Source organism: Streptomyces sp. NPDC031466 (genome assembly GCF_055581265.1).
The window spans coordinates 1-20,262 of the sequence record NZ_JBVIJT010000020.1; the positions used below are offsets into that span (position 1 = coordinate 1).

The following is a 20,262-nucleotide window of genomic DNA, read 5'->3' on the forward strand; positions in this document are numbered from 1 at the left end:
ACCCGCGACTCCCCACCCACCCCCAACGACACCAAAAAACGCGCCAAACGATTCGCCCGCGCATCCAACTCCCCATACGACACACCAACCCCCGCAAACTCCACCGCCACAGCCCCCGGCGCACGCACAACCTGCTCCTCGAACAAACCCACCGGCGAAACCCACGAAACCTCAGCCGCCGTATCGTTCCACTCCTCCAGAACCCGCCGCCGCTCACCCGGAACCAACACATCAACCCCACCCACCGGAACATCCGGCGAACCCACCACCACACCCAACAACCACACCAAACGCTCCACCAACAACTCAGCAGACCGCCGATCAAAAACATCCACCGCAAACGTCAAACCACCCCGCAGACCAGACACAGGGTCCGCCTGCGCGAATTCAAAGGTCAGGTCGAAACGGGCAGCATCATGGGTCGCGCGTATCTCACTCACATCGAAGGGAGAGGTGGATGAGGCGGGAGAGGGAGAAACCGTACCGAGGCCGGTCGACATCTGGTTGTTGAAGATGAGCATGACCTGGAAGAGGGGGTGGCGGGACAGGGACCGCTCAGGGTTGAGGATCTCCACCAGCCGCTCGAAGGGCAGGTCCTGATGCGCGTACGCCTCCAGGTCACTCTCCCGCACCCGGGCCACCAGCTCACGGAACGTCGGATCCCCCGAAACATCCGTCCGCAACACCAAATTGTTGATGAACAACCCCACCAGGTCGTCCACCGCGTCATCGCCGCGACCGGCCACCGGAGTACCGATCGGAACGTCCTCACCCGCACCGCACCGCGCCAGCAGCAGACCCAAAGCCGCCTGCACCACCATGAACACACTCGCACCCGACTCCCGCGCGAACCCCGCCACCCGCTCCATCACCTCAGCGGGCACCACGAAATCCACCCGGCCACCCCGGTAACTCGCCACCGCGGGACGCACCCGGTCCACCGGCAACTCGATCTCCGCCGGCAACCCCGCAAGCCGTTCTCGCCAATACGCGACCTGCGCCGAAATCACACTTCGCGGGTCTTCCTCCGAACCCAGGAGCTGCCGCTGCCACACGGCGAAATCGGCGTACTGCACCGGCAACACCGGCCACTCAGGCGGCACCCCGTTCACCCGAGCCCCGTACGCGGTCGTCAGGTCACGGACGAGAGGCCTCAGGGACCAGCCGTCGGTGGCGATGTGATGCACCAGCAGCAGCAAGGCGTGGTCGTCGGGGGCGAGTTCGAACAGGGCGGCGCGGACCGGGATCTCGGTGGAGAGGTCGAAGGCGTACTGGACGGCACTCTCCAGCTGCTCGGAAAGTGCGTCCTCCGTCGTCCGGGCGACGGTCCACGGCACCTCGACGCCCGCGTCCAACACGACCTGGTACGCGCCCCGCGCATCCTCCGCGAACACAGTGCGCAGGCTCTCGTGGCGGGCCACCACGTCGTCGAGTGCCAGTCGCAGCGCCTCCCGGTCCAGTTCTCCGTTCAACCGGACCGCCGACGGGACGTTGTAGGCGGTGCCCGGCCCCTCCAGTTGGTGCAGGAACCACAGCCGCTGCTGCCCGAACGACAGCGGCAACCGCTCGGGACGCGCCTCCGCCCGCACCACCGGCACCCGGCCCCGGCCGGCGCCGTCCAACACCCGGTCCAGCTCCGCCACCGTCGGCGCCTCGAACAGGTGCCGCACCGACAGCTCGGCGTCCAGCACGGCGCGTACCCGGCCCACCAGACGCGTCGCCAGCAGCGAATGACCGCCCAGGGAGAAGAAGTTGTCGTCGATACCGATCGCCGGAACGCCGAGCACCTCGGCGAACAGGCCGCACAGGATCTCCTCCCTCGGAGAGCGCGGGCCCCTGCCCGCGACCGTCCGCGCCTCGGGTTCGGGCAGGGCGCGGCGGTCCACCTTGCCGTGGGGCGTCAGAGGGATCTCGTGCACCACGACGACCGCGGACGGAACCATGTACTCGGGAAGGGTCCGGGCACACTGGGCCCGCAGCGCCGCCCCGTCCACCACGGCACCCGGCCCGGGTGCCACGTAGCCGACGAGTCGGCGGTCCGTCTCATCGTGGGCCCGAACCATCGCGACCGCGCGGGCCACCCCCGCGCAGCCCGCCAACGCGGCCTCGACCTCGCCCAGTTCGATGCGGAAGCCCCGCACCTTGACCTGGTCGTCGACCCGGCCCACGTACTCCAGGACACCGTCGGCGCGCCACCGCACCACGTCCCCGGTGCGGTACATCCGCTCGCCCGCGCCCTCGAAGGGGCATGCCACGAACCGCTCCGCCGTGACGTCCCCGCGGCCCCAGTAGCCGCGCGCCAGGGGCACGCCCGCCACATACAGCTCCCCGGGCACCCCGACGGGCACCGGCCGCAGGAACGAGTCCAGCACGAAGACCCGCGTGTTCCGAAACGGCGTGCCGATCGGTACGGGGCCCTGGGGTGTCGTGGCGCCCGGTTCCAGTCGCCACTCCGTGCAGTTCACCGTGGCCTCGGTCGGGCCATAGGCGTTGAAGACGGTCGCGGCGGGGTGGCGGCGACGCCAGCGGTCCAGCACCTCGCCCGTCAGCGCCTCGCCGCCGACCACCAGGGTTCCGCCCGGAGCGACCATGCCGGTGTGGTCCTCCATCAGCGCCAAGTGGCTCGGGGTGACCTTCAGCAGCGTCGCTGCGGCGCCGTCCCCCAGGTCGCCCAGGCGCACCCGGCCGCCGCTCACCAGCGGGGTGAACAGCGCCGTCACCGTCAGGTCGAAGGAGAGCGAGGTGTGCAACACGGAGTTCCCGGTGACTCCCGCGTAGGTCTCCCGGTTCCGCAGCAGGTAGGCACCGAGCGAGCGGTGCTCCACCACGACGCCCTTCGGCCGCCCGGTCGAACCCGAGGTGTACACCACGTACGCCGCCTGTTCCGGGCGCGGCTCCGGGGTTCCGGGCGGGGTCGGCGGCAGCTCGGCGAGTCGGGCCGCCTGTTCGGGGGCGTCGAGCAGGACCAGCGGTACGTCCGCGCGGCCGAACGGCTCGGTACCTTCGGTCACACCGGTGTCCGAGAGTGAGATCACCGCCGTCGGCTCGCAGTCCTTCAGCATGAAGGCGATCCGCTCCGCCGGATACGACGGGTCGACCGGGACGTAGGCGGCCCCGGCCTTCACCACGCCCAGCAGCGCGGCCACCGCGTCCACCGACCGCGGCAGCGCCACCACCACCCGCGACTCCGTGCCCGCCCCCAGCGACCTCAGGAGGCGCGCCAGGCGGTTCGCGCGGGCGTCCAGTTCCCCGTAGGTCACCGTGCCCCCGTCGCACTCCACCGCCGTGGCTTCCGGCGCGTGCGTCACCTGCTGCGCGAACAGCGCCGGCAGCGAAGCCCAGGGCGTTTCGGCCGCCGTGTCGTTCCACTCCTCCAGCACCCGTCGTCGCTCGCCGGGCAGCGACACGTCCAGCCCGCCCACGGGGTGTGCCGGGGTGCGGGCCATGGTCCGCAGGACGCGCTTCAGGGTGTCGGCGATCTTTTCGACTCGCTCGGTCGAGAACAGGTCGGGGCGGTGCACGAGACGGCCACCGATCAGCTCGCCCGTGCCGGAGATGAGCGTGAGGGGGTAGTGCGTGGCATTGCGGGACTGAACGTCCCTTACGCGCGGGGTGGCCGCGTCCGTGTCGTCGGTGTGCCGGGGGAAGTTCTCGAAGACCATGCCCGCGTCGAACAGTTCGTCCACGCCCGCGGCGCGTTGGATCTCCGTGAGGCCCAGGTGGTGGTGGTCGAGCATGCGGGTCTGTTCGCGCTGCACCCGGACGAGCAGATCGGAGAGCGACTCGTCCGGCCGCAGCCGGACGCGGAGCGGGACGGTGTTGATGAACAGGCCGACCATGAGTTCGGCGCCGTCCAGTTCGGCGGGGCGACCGGAGACGGTCATGCCGAACACGACGTCGTCGCGGCCGGTGAGCCCGCCGAGGACCAGGGCCCAGGCGCACTGGAGCACCGTGTTGAGGGTGACGCCACGGGCCCGTGCCACGTCCACCAGTGCGGCGCCGGCCTCCTGGTCCAGGGCGAAGTCGAGGCGTTCGGGCAGCACGCCGGCGCGGTCGGCGTCCGGCGCGAGCAGGCAGGGGCCGGGGAGCTCCGCCAGGGCTTCGGCCCAGGCCCGCTCGGCGGCGGCCCGGTCGCGGGTGCGCAGCCATGCCAGGTGGTCGCGGTGGGAGCGTACGGCGGGCAGGACGCCGGGGTCGGCGCCGTTGCGGTAGAGCACGACGAGTTCGCGCAGGAGCACCGCCATGGACCAGCCGTCGACGACGGCGTGGTGAGCGGTGAGCACGAAGCGGAAGCGTTCTTCTCCGAGGCGCAGCAGGGTGAAGCGGATCAGGGGGGCGGCGCCGAGGTCGAAGCGCCGCAGGCGGTCCGCCGACACCTCGGCGTCCAGGGCCTTGTCCCGCTCGGGGGCGGGAACGCCGCTCAGGTCCCGTTCGTGCCAGGGCAGGCGCACCCGGCGGCGCAGGATCCGCACCCATTCGCCGGTGCGGCGCTGGCGGAAGGAGGAGCGCAGGGTGGCGTGCCGGCGCAGGAGTTCGGCGGCGGCCGCGCGCAGGCCCGCCTCGTCCAGGGTGCCGTCCAGGTCGAAGGCGACCTGGGCCACGTAGGAGTCCGGTGCGCCGTCGTCGTAGACATGGTGGAAGATCATGCCCTCCTGCAGGGCGGTCACCGGCAGGATGTCCTCGATCGACTGTGCACGCGCGTTCACCACGGACGTCCCTTCACTCCACGAAGCTTTTCCCGTGTACGGGGAATTGGAAGCTAGTTGCCCTTTGAAGAGAGCGTCAAGACTTTCAGGAAGCGCCAAAAGCAAGGCGTTTTTCTGCGAAATGGTTCGGGTCCGTCACGGGCCCGGTGGGGAAATCCTCGGGGAATTCCGGTGCGGCCCGCTCAGTCTTCGGCGTCGAGTACCGAGCCGATGATGTCCGCGGTCTCCTGCGGCCGAGTGCTGGTGAAATAGTGGCCGCCCTCGGAGAGTTCGTGCAGTTCGACCCGGTCGGCGACGACCTTCCAGTCCCGGTAGCGTTCGGGGCCCCGCTCGGTGGACGGGTCGTCCGCGGCGAGGACCACGTGGACGGGGGCGTTGACGCGGTGCGCCCGCGGGTCGGCGTGCAGGGCCAGCAGGTGGGCGTTGGTGGTGCGCACGTCGTGGCGGTACGCCGTTCCAACGGGGGCCGCTCGCTCGGGCTCGAGGTGGTCCAGCTCGACGTAGGCGCTCTCCGCCGGCAGCCGCCGGGTGAGCTCGGCCGCGTCGAGTGCCTCGACCTCGGCCGTCTCCGCCTCCAGGGCGGCCACCGGGTCCAGGAGCATCGCTCCCAGGAAGATCCGGGTCGGTTCGGCTCCGCTCGCTTCCAGCAGCCGGGCGGTCGCCAGTGCGTGGGCGCTGCCGGCGCAGTGTCCCCAGAGCATGACGGGGCCTGTGACGTCGCATCGTATCTCGTCATGGACGCGGTGCGCGATCCGCGGGACGTCCTCGGGCTGTTCCGCGGCTCCGGCGAGGTCGCGGGCGGGTGGTTCCACACCGAGGACCGTGACGCGGCGCTCGGCCAGCCGCTTGGCCAGGGGCTGGAAGTTGACGGCGTTGCCGCCCGCATAGGGGAAGCAGACCAAGGTGGCCACCGGGTTCGGCACGGGTTCCGTCAGCCGCTGGAGCAGGCCGTGTCCGGCGTCCGGCGCCGCGCCGGTCTCGATGAGGGCGGCCAGTTCGGCGAGGACCGGGGTGGCGATGAGCTGTTTGAGGGAGATCGCCCGGTCGAGTCCGACCACCAGGCGGACGGCGGTGAGCGAGGTGGCGCCGAGGTCGAAGAAGTGATCGTGGCGGCCGATGCGTTCGACCGGGATGCCCAGCGCCTGCGCCCATTCCGTGGCGAGCCGGCGCTCGGTGGGCGTCTTGGGGGTGGACGGCGAGCCCGGTGCGTGCCCGAGGGTCCGCGCGAGGGCCGTGAGCGCCTTCTTGTCCACCTTGCCGTTCTCGTTCAGAGGCAGGGTGTCCAGGCGGTGGATGGGCGAGGGGACCATGTACGCGGGCAGCAGTGCCGCCAGCTGCCGGTGCAGGGCCTCCTCCTGGACGTGCTCCCCGGCCGCGACGAACGCGACCAGGCTCTTCTCCGTGCCGGTGGTGTGTTCGACGAGGACGGCGCAGTCCCGCACCCCCGTCGCGGCGCGCAGTTTGTTCTCGATCTCGCCGATCTCGATCCGGTAGCCACGGATCTTGACCTGCTGGTCGCGGCGGCCGAGGAACTCGATGGTGCCCTCGGGCAGCCAGCGGCCGAAGTCGCCGGTCCGGTACATGCGCTCTCCCGGCACGTACGGGTCGGTGACGAACGCCTGGCGGGTGCGTTCCGGGTCATTGATGTAGCCGCGGCCGACGGACACGCCGGCGAAGACGATCTCGCCGGGGGTGCCGAGGGGCGCGAGCCGCCCGTGGTCGTTCAGGACGTAGGTGCGGACGTTGCGCAGTGAGCGGCCCACCGACACGAAGTCGCGAACGGGTGGCGCGGTGAGCACCTCGTGCATGGTGTCGTCGCTGACCTCGGTGGCGCCGTAGGCGTTGACCAGCTGTACGTGCGGCTGGACGGCGAACCAGCGGCGGACCGGGTCGAGCTTGAGGGCCTCACCGGTGATGGAGATCGAGCGCAGCGCACCGAGGTCGCGGGGCCTGCGCTCCAACTCGCCGAGCAGGATCTCGAAGTACGAGGGCACCAGCTGCGCCACCGATACCCGGGCGCCGTCCAGCTCGGCGAGGAAGCGTTCGGGGTCGAGCTGTGTCGCGGTGTCCACGATGCGTGCCGAGGCACCGACGAGGAGCGGCGCCACGAGTTGCCACAGGGAGATGTCGAAGCACTGGGAAGCGGTCTGGGTGACCACGTCGCCCTCGTGCAGGTCGACGGAGTCGATCTTCGCGTAGAGGTGGTTGACCATTCCGGCGTGCTCGCACTGCGCGCCTTTGGGGGCGCCGGTGGAACCGGAGGTGAAGTAGACGTAGGCCAGCTGGTCCGGGCGGATCTCGACGCCGGGGTCCTTGGGGTCCGCGTCGTCCTGGAGCAGGTCCTCGACGAACAGGGACGTCCTGGCCCGGCCGGACTCCTCGGCGGTGGCCGTGAGGAGGGTCCGCGCCGACCTCTGGCCGAGGACGAACCGGCATGCGCTGCGGTCGAGCTGGGTCGCGACGCGGCGGGCCGGGAAGTCGGGGCGTACGGGCAGATAGGCTCCGCCGGCCTTGAGGACGCCCAGGACGGCCGCTGCCCAGGGCAGGGTGCGGTCCATGACCACGGCCACGACGTCCTCGGCCCGCAGCCCCTGGGCCAGCAGCGCCGCGGCGATGCGGTTGGCGGCGGCGTTGAGGGTGGCGTAGTCCCATGCGGTCCCGCCGTGGGAGACGGCGGTGGCGTGCGGGTGGGCGCGCGCCCGCGCCTCGAACAGCTGGGGGAACATGGCTTCGGGCAGGGGCCGGACAGGCCCGGCGAGACCGGTGAGGTGGTGCTCCCGCTCCTGGTCGGACAGCAGGTCCTGCAGGTGGTGCTCGGCGTCCGGGGTGGTGGTCAGCTGCTCGACGGCCGTGCGGAGGTAGCCGCCGAGCCGCGCCGCGTATGTGGTGTCGATGAGGTCCGTGCGGTGCTTCAGGCGCAGTCGGGGCGCGGTGGTGTCCGCCGTCCAGGTCACGTGGAGCGCGGTCTCCGGCGCGAGCGGGGCGGCCTCGTCGGGGTCCGCGGGCGCGGACGTGGGGCGCAGGTCGAGCACGATGTCGTGCGGGGTGCCGTCGTGGTCCGCGGAGCGGTCGGCGGACGCCTGCTCCCGGCCGGTGGCGACCGCCGCCACGACGTCGTGCCAGGAGCCGTCAGGTACCCGCACCGTCAGGGTGTGCGGCGTCGACCGCCCGCCCGGCGCCGCAGCGGAGAAGTATCCGACGGTCACGGTCTTTTCGGCGGTGACCGTGCTGAGCACCTTCATCAGGGCGGCCAGGAGCAGGGTCTCCGCGTCGGCCGGCGGGGCCGGGGCGGGGGGCAGCCGCACCACCTGCTCGCGGACCGTGGCCGGTGCCGCGCCACCGGGCGCGGCCCACCGGGGGATCCGTGTCGGCGCGGGACGATGAACTCTGGACATGACTCAACCCCCGTTTGCCGGGCGGGTGCGCCCGTGGCCGGACCGAACATGCGGACTGCCGCTCACCGTGTGAGCGTCGTGCTGCTCGTGGCCTTCAGCCGCCCATGGCCTCGATCAGGCTCTTGGGGCGCATGTCGGTCCAGCTCTCGTTGACGTAGTCGAGTGCCGACTGGCGGTCCGTCGACTCAAGGGCCACCGTCCAGCCGGCGGGCACTTCGGCGAACGTCGGCCAAAGGGAGTGCTGCCCTTCGTCGTTCACCAGGACCAGGTAGGTGCCGTCGGGGTCCTCGAAGGGATTCACGCTCACGGTCGGGCTCCTTCGCTCCTTCTTCTCGCGCGGTTTGCGCGACACACAGGACCGAAGTGTACGAATCCCGGTGTGCCGGATCACCGGCCGGCCGGAATTCCGGCGCGGATTCAGGAACGGCTTAATGACGGAAGAAGCAGCGAGCCGGAGTCGTCGCCTCAGTCATTCACCACCGATGAAAATCCGTGACAGTGGCAGGCGCGCTTGCCAGAGTGAACCGACACCCCGGGAGAGCCCCGGACCGTGGAAAGGTGGCGTGAACGTGGACACCGCGCACCCCGCCACAGCGACGAGCGGTGAGTTCCGTTCCTTCATGACGTGCTTCCCCTCCGGGGTCGCCGTGCTCACCACCGCGCTGCCCGACGGGACACCCCTCGGCATGACGTGTACGTCGCTGTGCAGTGTTTCGCTGTCGCCACCGGTCCTGCTGGTGTGCATCAGGAGTGCGAGCCCGACGCTGGAGGCCCTCCTGGCAGGGGGCGTCTTCGCGGCGAATCTGCTCCACGAGGACGCCCGGGTCACCTCCGAGCTGTTCAGTTCCGGCGCCCCCGACCGGTTCGACCGGGTGGACTGGGCGCCCGGGCCCGGCGGTGGTGCTCCGCATCTGGTCGCCGACGCCCATGCGATCGCCGACTGCGCGGTGCGCCGGCACGACGCCATGGGCGACCACCGGGTGGTCTTCGCCGAAGTGACCGGGGTGCGGATCGCCTCCGCCTCGCCCCGGCCGCTGCTGTACGGCCTGCGCCGGTACGCGGGGTGGCCGTCCGGCTGAGGTCCGGTCCCGTGCGAGGCCCCGCCCCGCGTGGGCCGGCACCGCTCAGGCGCGGGCGCCCGGTCCGGGACCGCACATGGAGGGCGTGGGCTCGGCCTTGCCGGTGTCGGGCGCGGGGCCGCCGACCATGGCCAGTGCCGAGCCGAGCGCGGTCAGCGAGTGCAGCATCGTGTTCGAGCGTCGTCGGCTGGTCACCAGGCCGGCTTCGCGCAGCACGGTCGCGTGCTGGCTGGCGGCGGCGGGCGAGATGCCGAGTCTGCGCCCCAGTTCGCTGGTGCTGCACGTCTCGGTCAGCGCCTGGAGCACCTTGGCCCTGGTCCGGCCGACGAGGGCGGCCAGCGCGCGGTCCCCGGCGCCCGCGGTGCTCCACAGGCTGTCCGCCGTGTCGAGGTCGAGCGGCACCGGGTAGACCAGCACGGGTGCCCGGTCCGTGCCGGCGGGGTCCGCGAAGACCATCGGCTGTGCGAGGAAGAGGGACGGCACGATGACGAGGCCGTTGCCCCGCAGTTCGATCTCCTGTGTGCGGACCGAGGCCACGGTGAGCACCGGCGGGGACCAGTCGATCCAGGCGTGCAACGTGCTGAGCAGGTGCTCTATCCCGCCGCCGACCAGGAGGCGGCAGCGGCGGTCGCGGTCGAGCTGGAGATGGGTGCGCGTCTGCGCCCAGTACGGGGCGACGCCCAGGTGGTGCACCCTCTCTATCACCGGGTCGGGGCATTCGATGTCGTCGGCCGACCCTTCCGAGGACACCAGGTCGAACAGCCAGCTGCCCCGGTTGCGCTGCTGCGACTCCGCGGTCTGCGGGGAGGATGGGGCCCGTGGCCCGGTGAGCGCGTCGACGGAGGAACGGGCCCGGCGCATCCTGAGGCCGACCGCCTCACGCCATTTGGCGAAGGGCGCACCCCCCGCTCCCCGTTTCAGCAGATCGACCGCGAAGACCGCCTCGGCGACGGGACCCACCGTCGGCACGATCTTCAGTTTCGCAAGGTCATCAATGGTGAAGTGCACGTTCTGCATGGATCCCCCAGGAGCGAGCACCCGCCGCTGGACCGGCGGACGCGCACGCGAACGTCTTGCGGACAGGATCAGCGCGGGCCATGGGGCCGCGCCGGACGGCGCCGCTCAACACATCGACCGTACCCACGACTTGGCAGCACTCCAGTTCGACTGCGGCCACGGCATGGCTTGATGTCGACACGATGAGGTGCGGGGAATCCCTCGGCGGCCCGGCGGCTCCACCGCCCGAGCGGTCCCGCATCACCATGAAGCACGGCGGGAGCGGGACGCCTGGAATTCACGACCCCCACCCCCATGAAGAAGCGCTCCAACTGTCCACACTCTAAAGCCACCATGTAGTAGACGTCACCACTATTTCAGGGCTTGTTATCTACCTCAGACGGCGTAGGGACGGCAGTAGTCGCCCGGGGAGAACGGCCCGGTCCGCCACCGCCGCGGGGGATCGACGGTGACGGCCGGAGCCGGGACCTGGCGGTGCGGCGGAACGCTGTCAGGCGTCCCGTCGACGCAGTACGGCCAGGCCGATCAGGTGGGCCGCGACGGCCCAGGACACCATGATCACCAGGCCCACCAGCGAGGGGTAGGGGTCACTGTCCCCCGCCATGAAGTGGTCGCCGGCGCTCTGCGGCAGGGCGTCATTGATCTTCCGGAGCACCTCGCTGCCCGGGCCGAGGAGGACGAACGGCAGGCCGGCCAGCAGGAAGAAGAGGGACGCCAGCGCGCCGACCGCGGACCTGCACACGAAGGCGACACCGACCGAGAGCACCGCGACCAGCGCCAAGTACACCCCGATCGACAGAAGTTGACCTACCGCCTCGCCCGTCTCGAACGAGGCGTGGCCGCTGAAGGGGACCCATGCCACGGCCATGCCCAGCGCGCCGAGCAGCACTCCGCCGGTGAACGAGACGGCACCGGTGACGACCGCCTTCGCCAACTGCACCCGATGTCTGACCGGAACCCACTGCAGCGAGGTGCGGATACTGCCGGTGGCGTATTCACTTGTCACGGACGTCATCGCCAGCACGACGACGATGAACTGCAGGAGCATGACGGAGGCGATCGGCGCCTTGCCCACCGCCTGCACCGGCTCGTCGTTGATCCGCGCGATGGAGCCGTAGTAGAAGGCGAACACCGCCATCAGCCCGACGCCCACCGCCAGGCAGACATACGGCGTACGGGTCGTCCACAGCTTGCCCCACTCCGCGGCGATCGCACCGCGCAGCCCACCGCCCTTGTGCTCCGCGCGCGGCCGCTCCGCGGCGTCCGCACGCGTCATACGTGTCACGGTCGCCATGTCCCTCACGCCTCCGTCTTCCGCTGAGCGGCCTGCACGCCGAAGACCGTGCTCGCCGTGCCGTACTCCACGCTTTCCGCTGTCAGTTCCATGTACGCCTGTTCCAGTGAGGCGGACACCGCATTCAAGCCATGCAGCCGCACGCCGAGTTGGTGCGCCACATCGCCGACCTCCTCCACCGTCCTGCCGCTGACCACGATCTCGTCCTCCCCGGCCGACTCCACCCGCACCTCGCCGGAGGCCGTCAACCGCTCGGTCAGGGCCCGCAGCCCTTCGGGGTGCGGGCTGCGCACCCGGACCCCGGCCCGGGAGCTGCTCGCGAGCAGCTCCGCGATGGGGGCGTCGGCCAGCAGCTTGCCTCTGCCGATGACCACGAGCTGGTCCGCCGTCAGCTGCATCTCGCTCATCAGATGGCTGGAGAGGAAGACGGTCCGGCCCTGCGCGGCCTGGGAGCGCACGAGTTCGCGGACCCAGCGCACGCCGTCGGGGTCCAGGCCGTTGACCGGTTCGTCGAAGATCAGCACCTTGGGGTCACCGAGCAGGGCGCCCGCGACGCCGAGCCGCTGGTACATGCCGAGCGAGAACGAACCGGCCCGCTTGCGCGCCACCTTCGTGAGGCCCACGGTGTCCAGCACCTCGTCCACGCGGCGCGCCGGGATGCCGTTGCTGCGCGCCATGGTGAGCAGGTGGTTGCGGGCCGAGCGGGCGGGGTGCAGCGCCTTGGCCTCCAGCAGGGCGCCGACCTCGCGCACGGGGTGGCGCAGCGAGGAGTACGGCTTGCCGTCGATGAGCGCCTCGCCCTCGGTGGGGTTGTCGAGGCCGAGGATCATGCGCATGGTCGTCGACTTGCCCGCGCCGTTGGGGCCGAGGAAACCCGTCACCTGCCCCTCCTTGACGTCCAGCGTCAAGCCGTCGACGGCGAGTGTGTCGCCGTACCGCTTGGTCAGTCCTCGCAGGGTGATCACGTGTGTCCCTCGTCCGTTCCTCGGGTCTCGTCCGGGATCAACCGTAGGAAGCCCGCGGCCCCGGCACATCGGACGTTCGGCAGCAGCTCCCCTTACCAACGGCAGGGGCACCCCCGACTTTCGTCGGGTGGGCGTGTCAAGGGGCCATACGGGGGGCCTGTTCTGACGGTCCGTCCGGTGGAGCGTCCGTATACTGCACCGGTGATCCAGGTGCTGCTGGCAGACGACGAGACCATGATCCGCGCGGGTGTCCGGGCGATCCTCGCGAAGGACCCCGGCATCGAGGTCGTCGCCGAGGCGGCCGACGGGCACGAGGCCGTCCAGGGAGTGCGCAGGCACCGGCCCGACGTGGCGCTGCTCGACATCCAGATGCCGCGGCTCGACGGCATCGCGGCGGCCGCGCAGATCCATCGCGAACTCGCGGGCACGGCCGTGCTCATGCTGACCACCTTCGGCGAGGACGACTTCATAGCCCGCGCTCTGCAGGAGGGCGCGAGCGGCTTCCTGCTCAAGGCGGGGGATCCCCGGGAGCTGATCGCGGGGGTGCACGCGGTCGCCGCGGGCGGCGCTTACCTGTCGCGGAAGGTGGCGGACCGGGTGGTGGCCGGGCTCCGCAGGGGTCACATGGCGAACGCGGCGTCCCGTTACCCCGTCGGGCACCTCACGGAGCGGGAGCACGAGGTCCTGGCACTGCTGGGCACGGGTCTGTCGAACGCCGAGATCGGGGCGCGCCTGCACCTGGTGGAGGGCACGGTGAAGGCCCACGTCAGCGCGATCCTCGGCAAACTCGGCGTCCGCAACCGGGTGGAGGCGGCGATCGCGGCCCACGAGGCGGGCCTGACATACCGCCGCCGCGACCAGTAGTGCTTCGTCAGGTTCTGGGAAGGCCGACGGAAGGTGTGAAATCGAAGTCCGCGGCGAGGTCGGCGACGCTCGGGGGGTGGCCGAGGCAGCTGTTGACCGCCGCTGACTCCACCGCTCGCAGGGACTGGCGGGCCAGGTGGGCCGGCAGGACGTCGATGTCGGTGAGCAGGGTGACCCAGACGTCCGACCCGCGTCCGCGCACCCGCAAGGTCTGCTCGGTGCCGTGTGCCCGGAAGGGGTCGGAGCAGGTCACCTCCGAGCGGAGCGGCTCGAGGTCGGCGCGGGTGGGCGCGGTGTCGAGCACGGCGCCCGGCTGCTTGTCGAGGCAGTCGAAGAGCCGCTCCAGGCGTACCGGCCCGTGCTCGGCGGCCGCCTCGGCGAACAGCCGCTCGACGCTCGTGATGTCGTACTTGCCGTGGTGGTAGGCCTTCAGCAGATCGTGCTGGCAGCGGCGTGCCGCCTCCATGACGGTCTCGGCGGGTGCGGTGCGCAGCACGGCCAGGCCGGGCTGGCACATGCACGCCAGGCTGCCGCCCGTGCCCGGTTCGAACCGGTTGGTGACCATCACCTTGAACGGGATCCGCTCCTGCCCGGTGTGCGCCGCGAACAGTGCGCAGAAAGGTGCGAGGGCCAGGGCGCCCAGGGAGACCCGCTCGGTGGCCCTGAGGCGGCGGGAGGCCGTGCGCAGGGCGGTGGAGTACAGGTCGACGCGGACCATGGTCCGGGGCCGCTTGCCCGTGATGCCCTCGGCACCCTCCGGGAGGCGGGGGCTCACCGGTGCTTCCAGGTACTTGGCGCGCAGATACGTCAGGGTGCGCTGGTGCCTGCGCCGGCCCGAGGGGGAGTTCTCGGAGGCGGCGATGTCGCAGGGCTGGGCGCGGTGTTCGTCCTGGCGCCACTCGTCCGGGGGTGTGGCGAGCAGCTGGTGGAACTCGCGTCTGAGCAGGGCGTGGGCGAAGGCGTCGGAGGCGCTGTGGTTGACCACGCACAGCACCAGCCGGACGAGCCCGCCGCCGCCGAGCACCAGACCGAACCGCACGGGCAGGTCACGGCTCAGGTCGAAGGGTGCCCCGGAGACCTGCTTGACCAAGGGATGTTCCAGCATGTTCGGCTCGTCGTCGGTCGCGGTGCCGACGGGAACGTCCAGCGGCCGTACCGCGTGCACCCGCTGCACGAGTCCGCCCGCGCCGTCCTGCGCCAGGGTGGTCCGCAGCCCCTCGTGCCGGCGCACCAGTTCGGCGAGAGCCGCCCGGACCGTCGCCTCGCCGGCCGGGACCTCCGGCTTCCACCACTGGCACAGGTTGAACAGATGACGTCGCTGCGGCGGTGCCGCCATCTGCTCGTACCACTGCCCCCGCTGTCCGAACGTGGCCGGCGCGGTGCGCACCACACCGGCTCCGTGTGCGGTCTCGTCGGAGCGGGTGAGGGCGGTCGGCCTTCCGTCGGGGCGGGTGCGGGGGTCGGCGGCGGTCATGCGGTGGTGTAGGCGTCGGCCTGCAGTGCGTACATGTCCGCGTAGCGGCCCCCGCTCGCCATGAGTTCGGCGTGGGTGCCCTGTTCGACGATGCGACCCTGGTGGAGGACGACGATGCGTTCCGCTCTGCGGACGTTGACCAGGCGGTGGGTGACCAGGATGGTCGTCCGTGACCCGGTGCCCTCGCCGTTCAGGGCGCTGGCGCGGCGGAGGCCCTCGAAGACGACGGCCTCCGCCTTGGCGTCCAGCGATGCCGTGGGTTCGTCGGCGAGGAGGACGGCGGCGTCGCGGTAGACGCCGCGGGCGACGCCGATGCGCTGCCACTGGCCTCCCGACAGGTCCCGGCCGCCGACGAACTCCTTGGACAGGATGGTGTCCTCGCCCTTGGGCAGGGACTGGACCACCTCGTCGGCTCCGGAGGCGGACACCGCGCGCCGCCAGCGCTCACCGGACGTGTCGTCGTCCTCCAGGCGTCCCATGCGGATGTTGTTGCCCGCGGTCATCGGCCAGCGGGCCGGTTCCTGGGAGATCAGCGCCACCTGGTCCAGGACCGATGCCTCGGTCGTGGTGGCGATGTCCACCCCGTCCCACAGCACCGCGCCGGACGAGGGCCGGTACAGACCCGCGATTATCTTGCTGAGGGTGGTTTTGCCCGACCCGTTCTCCCCGACGAGGGCGACCACCTCGCCGCGCCGGATGCTCAGGTTGATGTCGCGCAGGGCGTACTGGCTGCTGCCGGGGTATCCGAACTCGACGTTCTCGATGCGGATCTCGGCGGGGTTGTGCGGGGCCAGCGCCGTGCACTGCCGGTGGCGGCGGTCCACGGCGTCGTTCAGCAGACCGTGGTAGAGGTCGATGTAGTGCGACAGTTCGTACACCCGGTTGAGCGAGCGCATCGTGGCCGCGAGCCCGGTGTTGGCGTTGCGCATCGCCATGACGGCCGTGCCGGCCAGGGCCAGGGGCATGAGGCCTTGGTGCAGCAGGAAGCCCAGCAGGACGTAGGCGAGACCGGTGCTCAGACCGCTGAGGGTGCGGCCCACCAGCTGCACGAAGCCCTTCTTCGTCTCCAGCCGCACCGTCTCCTCGGTCAGCTGCGCCGCGACGCGGCGGTGCTCGGCCATGAGCTGGTCCTGGAGGCGGTACGCCCGCACTTCCGCCGCCAGCTCCCGCTTGACGATGAGGTCCTGCACGACACCGATGCGCAGCTGGCGGGTGGCGTTGCTCAGAAAGCTGAGGAAGTCCAGTTTGCCGACCTGGGTAGCCGACCACATCTCCGCGAGCGCCGCGAGCAGCATGACCGGCAGCAGCCACAGGCTCAGCACGGCGGTGGCGACGAGCGCGGACGCCATCGTCACCACGGATCTGAGCGCCTCGGCGAGGAGCCGGATGCTCTGGTCGATCGAGGGCAGGCCGCGCCGTATGCCCTGCCGGATCAGCTCGCGGAAGCTGGGGTCGTCGAAGGCCTTCAGTTCGACCGCCACGACCGCGCTGTTCATCGCGTCCTGCGCCTCTTCCATGATGCGCGGCCGCAACCGGCCCTGCAGGACCCCGGCCGCGCTGTCCATCAGGGCCCGCGTGGCGTACGAGGCGACGACCGCGAGCACCGACGGCAGGGACTCCATCACCCGGTCCGGTGTGGGGCCCTCGGACAGCAGGATGGTCAGGACGTTCGCGGTGGCGAGCAGACCGAGCGCGGCCACGGCGCCGGCCAGCAGCTGGGCCACGCCCACGACGACGGTGAGCGAGGGGGAGGCGCGCCAGGACAGTCGGACGATGGACGTGATGGCGGAGGGGACGGCGCGCAGGGTCGCCGCGACACTGCGGTGGGCGGCCGTCTCGCCCGGGGTGGCCCAGGTGGGCTTCGCGAAGTCCTCCGTGCCGATGAGGGAGCGGGTGCGCTGCACCGGTCCGTTGTCCACTGGTCTCCTCAGCTTCTCGGCGGAATCGGTGTGCGGGTGAGGTGGGCGGCGATGCGGTCGAGCCCGGCGCGCAGCTGGGCGTGGTCGCGTACGAGCGCGATCCTGACCCAGCCCTCCCCCGCTTCCGGCGGGGCGAAGAAGGACGCTCCCGGGGCGACGAGCACGCCGGCGTGTTCGACGAGGCGCCGGGCCAGCTCCCCGGAGTCACGGGCCAGCGCGGATGTGCCGGCCAGGACGAACCAGCCGCCCTGCGGGAGGCGCACCGTGCAGCCGGTCCGACGCAGCGCCTCGCCCACCAGGTCGCGGCGGTCCTGGAACAGTGCGCGGGCGGCGGCGACGGACGCCTCCTCGGTGGGCCCGAGCGCGACCGCGCCGCGTTGCAGCGGATGGGGCGCGCCGAGCGTGGTGCGCTCGTGCACCCGGCGCAGGGCCGCGGTGAGGTCGGGCGGGGCGAGGCAGTAGCCGAGCCGCCAGCCGCTCATGGCGCGGGTCTTGGAGAGGCTGCCGACGACGACGGAGCGGTGGCGCAGGGCGGGTACGGCGCCCACGGGTGACAGATGTCGGTGTCCGTCGTAGACGAACCGGTCGTAGACCTCGTCCGTGATCAGCGTCAGATCGTGCCGCTCGCACACGGCGGTGAGCGCGTCGAACTCGTCCCGGTCGAAGACGCGGCCGGTCGGGTTGTGCGGGTTGTTCAGGAGCACCGCCCGGGTGCGGGGGGTGACGGCGGCCTCCAGCGCGGCCTCGTCGAGGCGCCAGGCGTCCTCGGTCAACGGCACGAAACGGGGTACGGCGCCGGCCAGTTCGACCACTCCGGGGTGGTTTTCGAAGAACGGCTGCGGGACGAGCACCTCGTCACCCGGGTCGGTGGTCGCGATGAGCGCCACCAGCAGTCCCTCGGTGGCTCCGGCGCTGACGGTGATCTCGCGCTCGGCGTCGACAGGTGTGCCCCGCACGGCGCCCAGTTCGGCGGCCAGGGCGTGCCGGAGTTCCGGCAGCCCGGCCGGGTCGGCGTACTGGTTGCTCCCGGTGCGCAGGGCCGTGACGGCCGCTTCGACGGCGGCGTCGGCCGGGCTGCCCTGGGGGATGCCGAGGGCGAGGTCGATGGCCCCGCCCGCGCGGGCGGCGGGCAACAGCGCGGCGAGCGCCATCGGGGTGACCCGGGCCGTGCGCCGGGACAGCCGCGTCACGCGGGGCCGCCGGTGGGCCGCCGGGCCGGGCTCACAGCTCGCACTCCGCTCGGTCGACCGGGTCGCCCATCGCCACGAGGACCTCCCGTTCGCCCTGGAACGGTTCGCGGCCGTGGGCGAGCCTGATGTTGTCGACGACCATGAGGTCGCCGCGCTGCCAGCGCTCGGCGGTCCTGACCTTCTCGTGGGCGTCGTTGAGCAGTTCGATCTCGGCCCGGCCCACCGGTTCGCCGTTGCCGTGGAAGGTGCGGAAGGGCAGGTCGTCGCCGCACTCCTCGCGCAGCAGCCCGCGTACGTCCTCCGACAGGCTCCACTCGCTCCAGAACGCGACGTGGTTGAACCAGCACGTGTCACCGCTCTCGGGGTGGCGGATGAGCGCGGACCGGTGCTGGGTGGTGGTGAGCCGGTCGCCGTGCCAGCTCGTGGTGAGTCCTTGCGCGGCCGCGTACTTCTCCACCTCGTCGCGGTCGTCGGTGGCGAACGCCTCCTGCCAGGTCAGCCCGTAGTGCCCCCAGTAGTTGCGCACCAGCGTCCACCCCTCGTCGGCGAAGCGCCCCACCAGGCGGTCGGGGAGGAGCTCCACGACGGCGCGCATGTCGCCGAGGAAGGTCTCCCCGCCCGTGGCCGACGGGATCAGGCAGCCGAACACCAGGAGCCGGGGGAAGCTCAGCGCGTAGCTGTTCTCGTTGTGCAGCCGGATGCGCCGCCGCGCGGGAACGTCGGTCGCCGTGAACACGCCCTTGCCGTACGCGCTGCGGGGCGTGGCCTTCTCCACGTAATCGGCCGGGCGCCCCACGATCCGGTCGCGCAGCACGGCGAACTCCCGCGCCGTGCCGTACGGCAGGCCGCGCAGCAGCACCGCGCCGTGCTCGCGGCGCAGGGCGTGCAGGTCGTCGTGGTGCGCCGAGAGCCACTCGGCCGCGTCGGCCACGGTGCGGTGGTGCGCGGCGTCGAGGACGAACGGGGCCCGCTGCGGGTCGGGGTGCATGGGGTCCTCCTCCCGGGTCGGGTCAGCGTCCGGCGCTGACGGGCAGGTTCAGCAGGCCGCGCAGCGCCGCCGTGGGCCGGCGCCGCAGCCGCCCGGCGCGCCGCAGTCCGGGGAGCCGCTCGGCGAGGACGCTCAGCGCCACATCGGCCTCCATCCGGGCCAGCGGGGCGCCGACGCAGTAGTGGGCGCCGCTGAGGAAGGCCAGGTGCTGGCCCGCGTCGGAGCGGGTGATGTCGAAGCGGTGCGGGTCGGGGAAGACGTCGGGGTCGCGGTTGGCGGCGCCGAGGACGAGCATCAGGACGGCGCCCGCGGGCAGCGGTACGCCCTTGAGGTCCATGGCGTCGCGCACGACGCGGATGGAGTACTGCACCGGCGGGTCGTAGCGCAGCGACTCCTCCGCCACGGCGGGCGCGAGCTTCGGGTCGGCGGCGAGGGCGTCCCACTGCCCGCGGTCGGACAGCAGGCGCAGTACGGCGTTGGACACCAGGTTCGTGGTGGTCTCGAACCCGGCGGTGAGCAGGAGCTGGCAGGTGCCGATGATCTCCTGTTCGGGCAGCCGCTCGCCGTCCTGCGGCCGCAGCAGGTCGCTGACGAGGTCGTCGCCGGGTTCGTCGCGGCGCCTGCGGACCAGAGCGGTGAACATGGCGTCGAGTTCGGCGGCCGCCTCGCGGAACTCGGTGGCCTGCCGCACGGAGCGGACCCCGTCGATGGCCCGGCCGGTCACCAGGCCGTAGTGGGCGAAGCGGTCCACGTCGACGTCGGTGATGCCGAGCAGTTCGCTGATCACGGTGATCGGCAGCGGGGAGGCGAAGTCGGTGACGAGGTCGAAGTCGCCGCCCCGGTCCAGCGCGGCGTCGAGCAGGCGGTGGGCGACCTCCTCGGTGCGGTGCCGGTACTCGGCGATCTTGCGGGTGCGGAACGCGGGGGCGACCAGCCGTCGCCACCGCATGTGGTCGGCCACCTCACCGTCCAAGAAGGAGGCGTTGGTGCCCCCGGCCGGGGCGTCGCCGGAGTCCGGCAGACCGGTGGCGGCCGAGCCGTCCGCGGAGGCCGGGGTGTCGGTGGCGGCCGGGGCGCCGTCGGCGGTGGCCGCCGGGCCCGCGTCCTCGTTGCGGCGCCCGAACGCGGAGTCCCGCAGCACCTGACCGCACAGTTCGTGCGCCGTCACGGCCTGGACGCCGGCCCTGCTGCGGTACACCGGCCCCTTGGCCCGGATGTCCTCGTACAGCGGATACGGGTCGGCCAGATGCTCGTGCAGCATCAGGCGGCAGACCAGGTCGCCCCTCCTCGCGTGGCTCCAGAGCACGGCACGCTTGTACTGGAGCCTCGCGGCGCTGCGCAGCTCCTCCACGTTCGGCATGTTGGTACCCC

The 20,262-nt window shown here is 71.6% G+C and carries 13 protein-coding genes; 2 read left to right on the forward strand and 11 right to left on the reverse strand.

What is annotated here, in order from left to right; translation table 11 throughout:
* From ACZ5GP_RS33765 to ACZ5GP_RS33775, 3 genes are all read right to left on the reverse strand, one after another.
* The coding region (locus tag ACZ5GP_RS33765; protein WP_468754487.1) for an amino acid adenylation domain-containing protein at positions 1–4,706 on the reverse strand (4,706 nt) is incomplete at its 3' end.
* Between the two features lie 182 nt (positions 4,707–4,888).
* Positions 4,889–8,101, reverse strand: a complete 3,213-nt coding sequence (locus ACZ5GP_RS33770; protein ID WP_468754488.1) for a non-ribosomal peptide synthetase — start codon at positions 8,099–8,101, stop codon at positions 4,889–4,891.
* Positions 8,102–8,195: 94 nt separating this feature from the next.
* On the reverse strand, positions 8,196–8,408 hold the full coding sequence (locus ACZ5GP_RS33775) for an MbtH family protein (RefSeq protein ID WP_327341301.1): 213 nt from the start codon (positions 8,406–8,408) through the stop codon (positions 8,196–8,198).
* A 256-nt stretch (positions 8,409–8,664) separates the two neighbouring features.
* Here ACZ5GP_RS33775 and ACZ5GP_RS33780 point away from each other — a divergent pair, with 256 nt between their 5' ends.
* A complete protein-coding gene (locus ACZ5GP_RS33780) occupies positions 8,665–9,180 on the forward strand; it encodes a flavin reductase family protein (RefSeq protein ID WP_468754489.1) in 516 nt (171 codons plus the stop codon).
* A 45-nt stretch (positions 9,181–9,225) separates the two neighbouring features.
* Here ACZ5GP_RS33780 and ACZ5GP_RS33785 read toward each other — a convergent pair whose 3' ends face one another.
* The 3 genes from ACZ5GP_RS33785 to ACZ5GP_RS33795 form a co-directional block, all read right to left on the reverse strand.
* Positions 9,226–10,197, reverse strand: a complete 972-nt coding sequence (locus ACZ5GP_RS33785; RefSeq protein ID WP_468754490.1) for a winged helix-turn-helix domain-containing protein — start codon at positions 10,195–10,197, stop codon at positions 9,226–9,228.
* A gap of 490 nt (positions 10,198–10,687) precedes the next feature.
* Positions 10,688–11,473 (reverse strand): ABC transporter permease, encoded by a 786-nt coding sequence (locus tag ACZ5GP_RS33790; protein WP_468754491.1) that lies wholly within the window; start codon positions 11,471–11,473, stop codon positions 10,688–10,690.
* A 23-nt stretch (positions 11,474–11,496) separates the two neighbouring features.
* The gene (locus ACZ5GP_RS33795; RefSeq protein ID WP_468754492.1) at positions 11,497–12,456 is read right to left on the reverse strand and encodes an ABC transporter ATP-binding protein; all 960 of its coding nucleotides are present in this window, start codon (positions 12,454–12,456) and stop codon (positions 11,497–11,499) included.
* A 210-nt stretch (positions 12,457–12,666) separates the two neighbouring features.
* On the opposite strand from ACZ5GP_RS33795, the gene ACZ5GP_RS33800 reads away from it, so the two are divergent.
* On the forward strand, positions 12,667–13,320 hold the full coding sequence (locus tag ACZ5GP_RS33800) for a response regulator (RefSeq protein WP_468754499.1): 654 nt from the start codon (positions 12,667–12,669) through the stop codon (positions 13,318–13,320).
* Positions 13,321–13,327: 7 nt separating this feature from the next.
* On the opposite strand, the gene ACZ5GP_RS33805 is transcribed toward ACZ5GP_RS33800, so the two are convergent.
* The 5 genes from ACZ5GP_RS33805 to ACZ5GP_RS33825 are packed head-to-tail and all read right to left on the reverse strand — an operon-like array spanning position 13,328 to position 20,251.
* A complete protein-coding gene (locus ACZ5GP_RS33805; protein ID WP_468754493.1) occupies positions 13,328–14,794 on the reverse strand; it encodes a condensation domain-containing protein in 1,467 nt (488 codons plus the stop codon).
* Positions 14,791–16,713, reverse strand: a complete 1,923-nt coding sequence (locus tag ACZ5GP_RS33810) for an ABC transporter ATP-binding protein (RefSeq protein WP_468754494.1) — start codon at positions 16,711–16,713, stop codon at positions 14,791–14,793. The genes ACZ5GP_RS33805 and ACZ5GP_RS33810 overlap by 4 nt, the downstream gene beginning before the upstream one ends.
* Positions 16,714–16,721: 8 nt before the next feature.
* Positions 16,722–17,903 carry a pyridoxal phosphate-dependent aminotransferase gene (locus tag ACZ5GP_RS33815; RefSeq protein ID WP_468754495.1) on the reverse strand — a complete coding sequence of 394 codons (1,182 nt, stop codon included), beginning with the start codon at positions 17,901–17,903 and terminating at the stop codon, positions 16,722–16,724.
* Between the two features lie 31 nt (positions 17,904–17,934).
* Positions 17,935–18,891 (reverse strand): TauD/TfdA family dioxygenase, encoded by a 957-nt coding sequence (locus ACZ5GP_RS33820; RefSeq protein ID WP_468754496.1) that lies wholly within the window; start codon positions 18,889–18,891, stop codon positions 17,935–17,937.
* A gap of 22 nt (positions 18,892–18,913) precedes the next feature.
* Entirely contained in the window at positions 18,914–20,251 is a 1,338-nt protein-coding gene (locus tag ACZ5GP_RS33825) for a cytochrome P450 (RefSeq protein WP_468754497.1), read from the reverse strand.
* Positions 20,252–20,262: the final 11 nt, after the last annotated feature.

Coding starts and splice junctions, on each gene's coding strand:
- ACZ5GP_RS33770 (WP_468754488.1), bottom strand. CDS start 8,101: ATGTCCAGAGTTCATCGTCCCGCGCCGACACGGATCCCCCGGTGGGCC.
- ACZ5GP_RS33785 (WP_468754490.1), bottom strand. CDS start 10,197: ATGCAGAACGTGCACTTCACCATTGATGACCTTGCGAAACTGAAGATC.
- ACZ5GP_RS33820 (WP_468754496.1), bottom strand. CDS start 18,891: ATGCACCCCGACCCGCAGCGGGCCCCGTTCGTCCTCGACGCCGCGCAC.
- ACZ5GP_RS33790 (WP_468754491.1), bottom strand. CDS start 11,473: ATGACGCGTGCGGACGCCGCGGAGCGGCCGCGCGCGGAGCACAAGGGC.
- ACZ5GP_RS33825 (WP_468754497.1), bottom strand. CDS start 20,251: ATGCCGAACGTGGAGGAGCTGCGCAGCGCCGCGAGGCTCCAGTACAAG.
- ACZ5GP_RS33805 (WP_468754493.1), bottom strand. CDS start 14,794: ATGACCGCCGCCGACCCCCGCACCCGCCCCGACGGAAGGCCGACCGCC.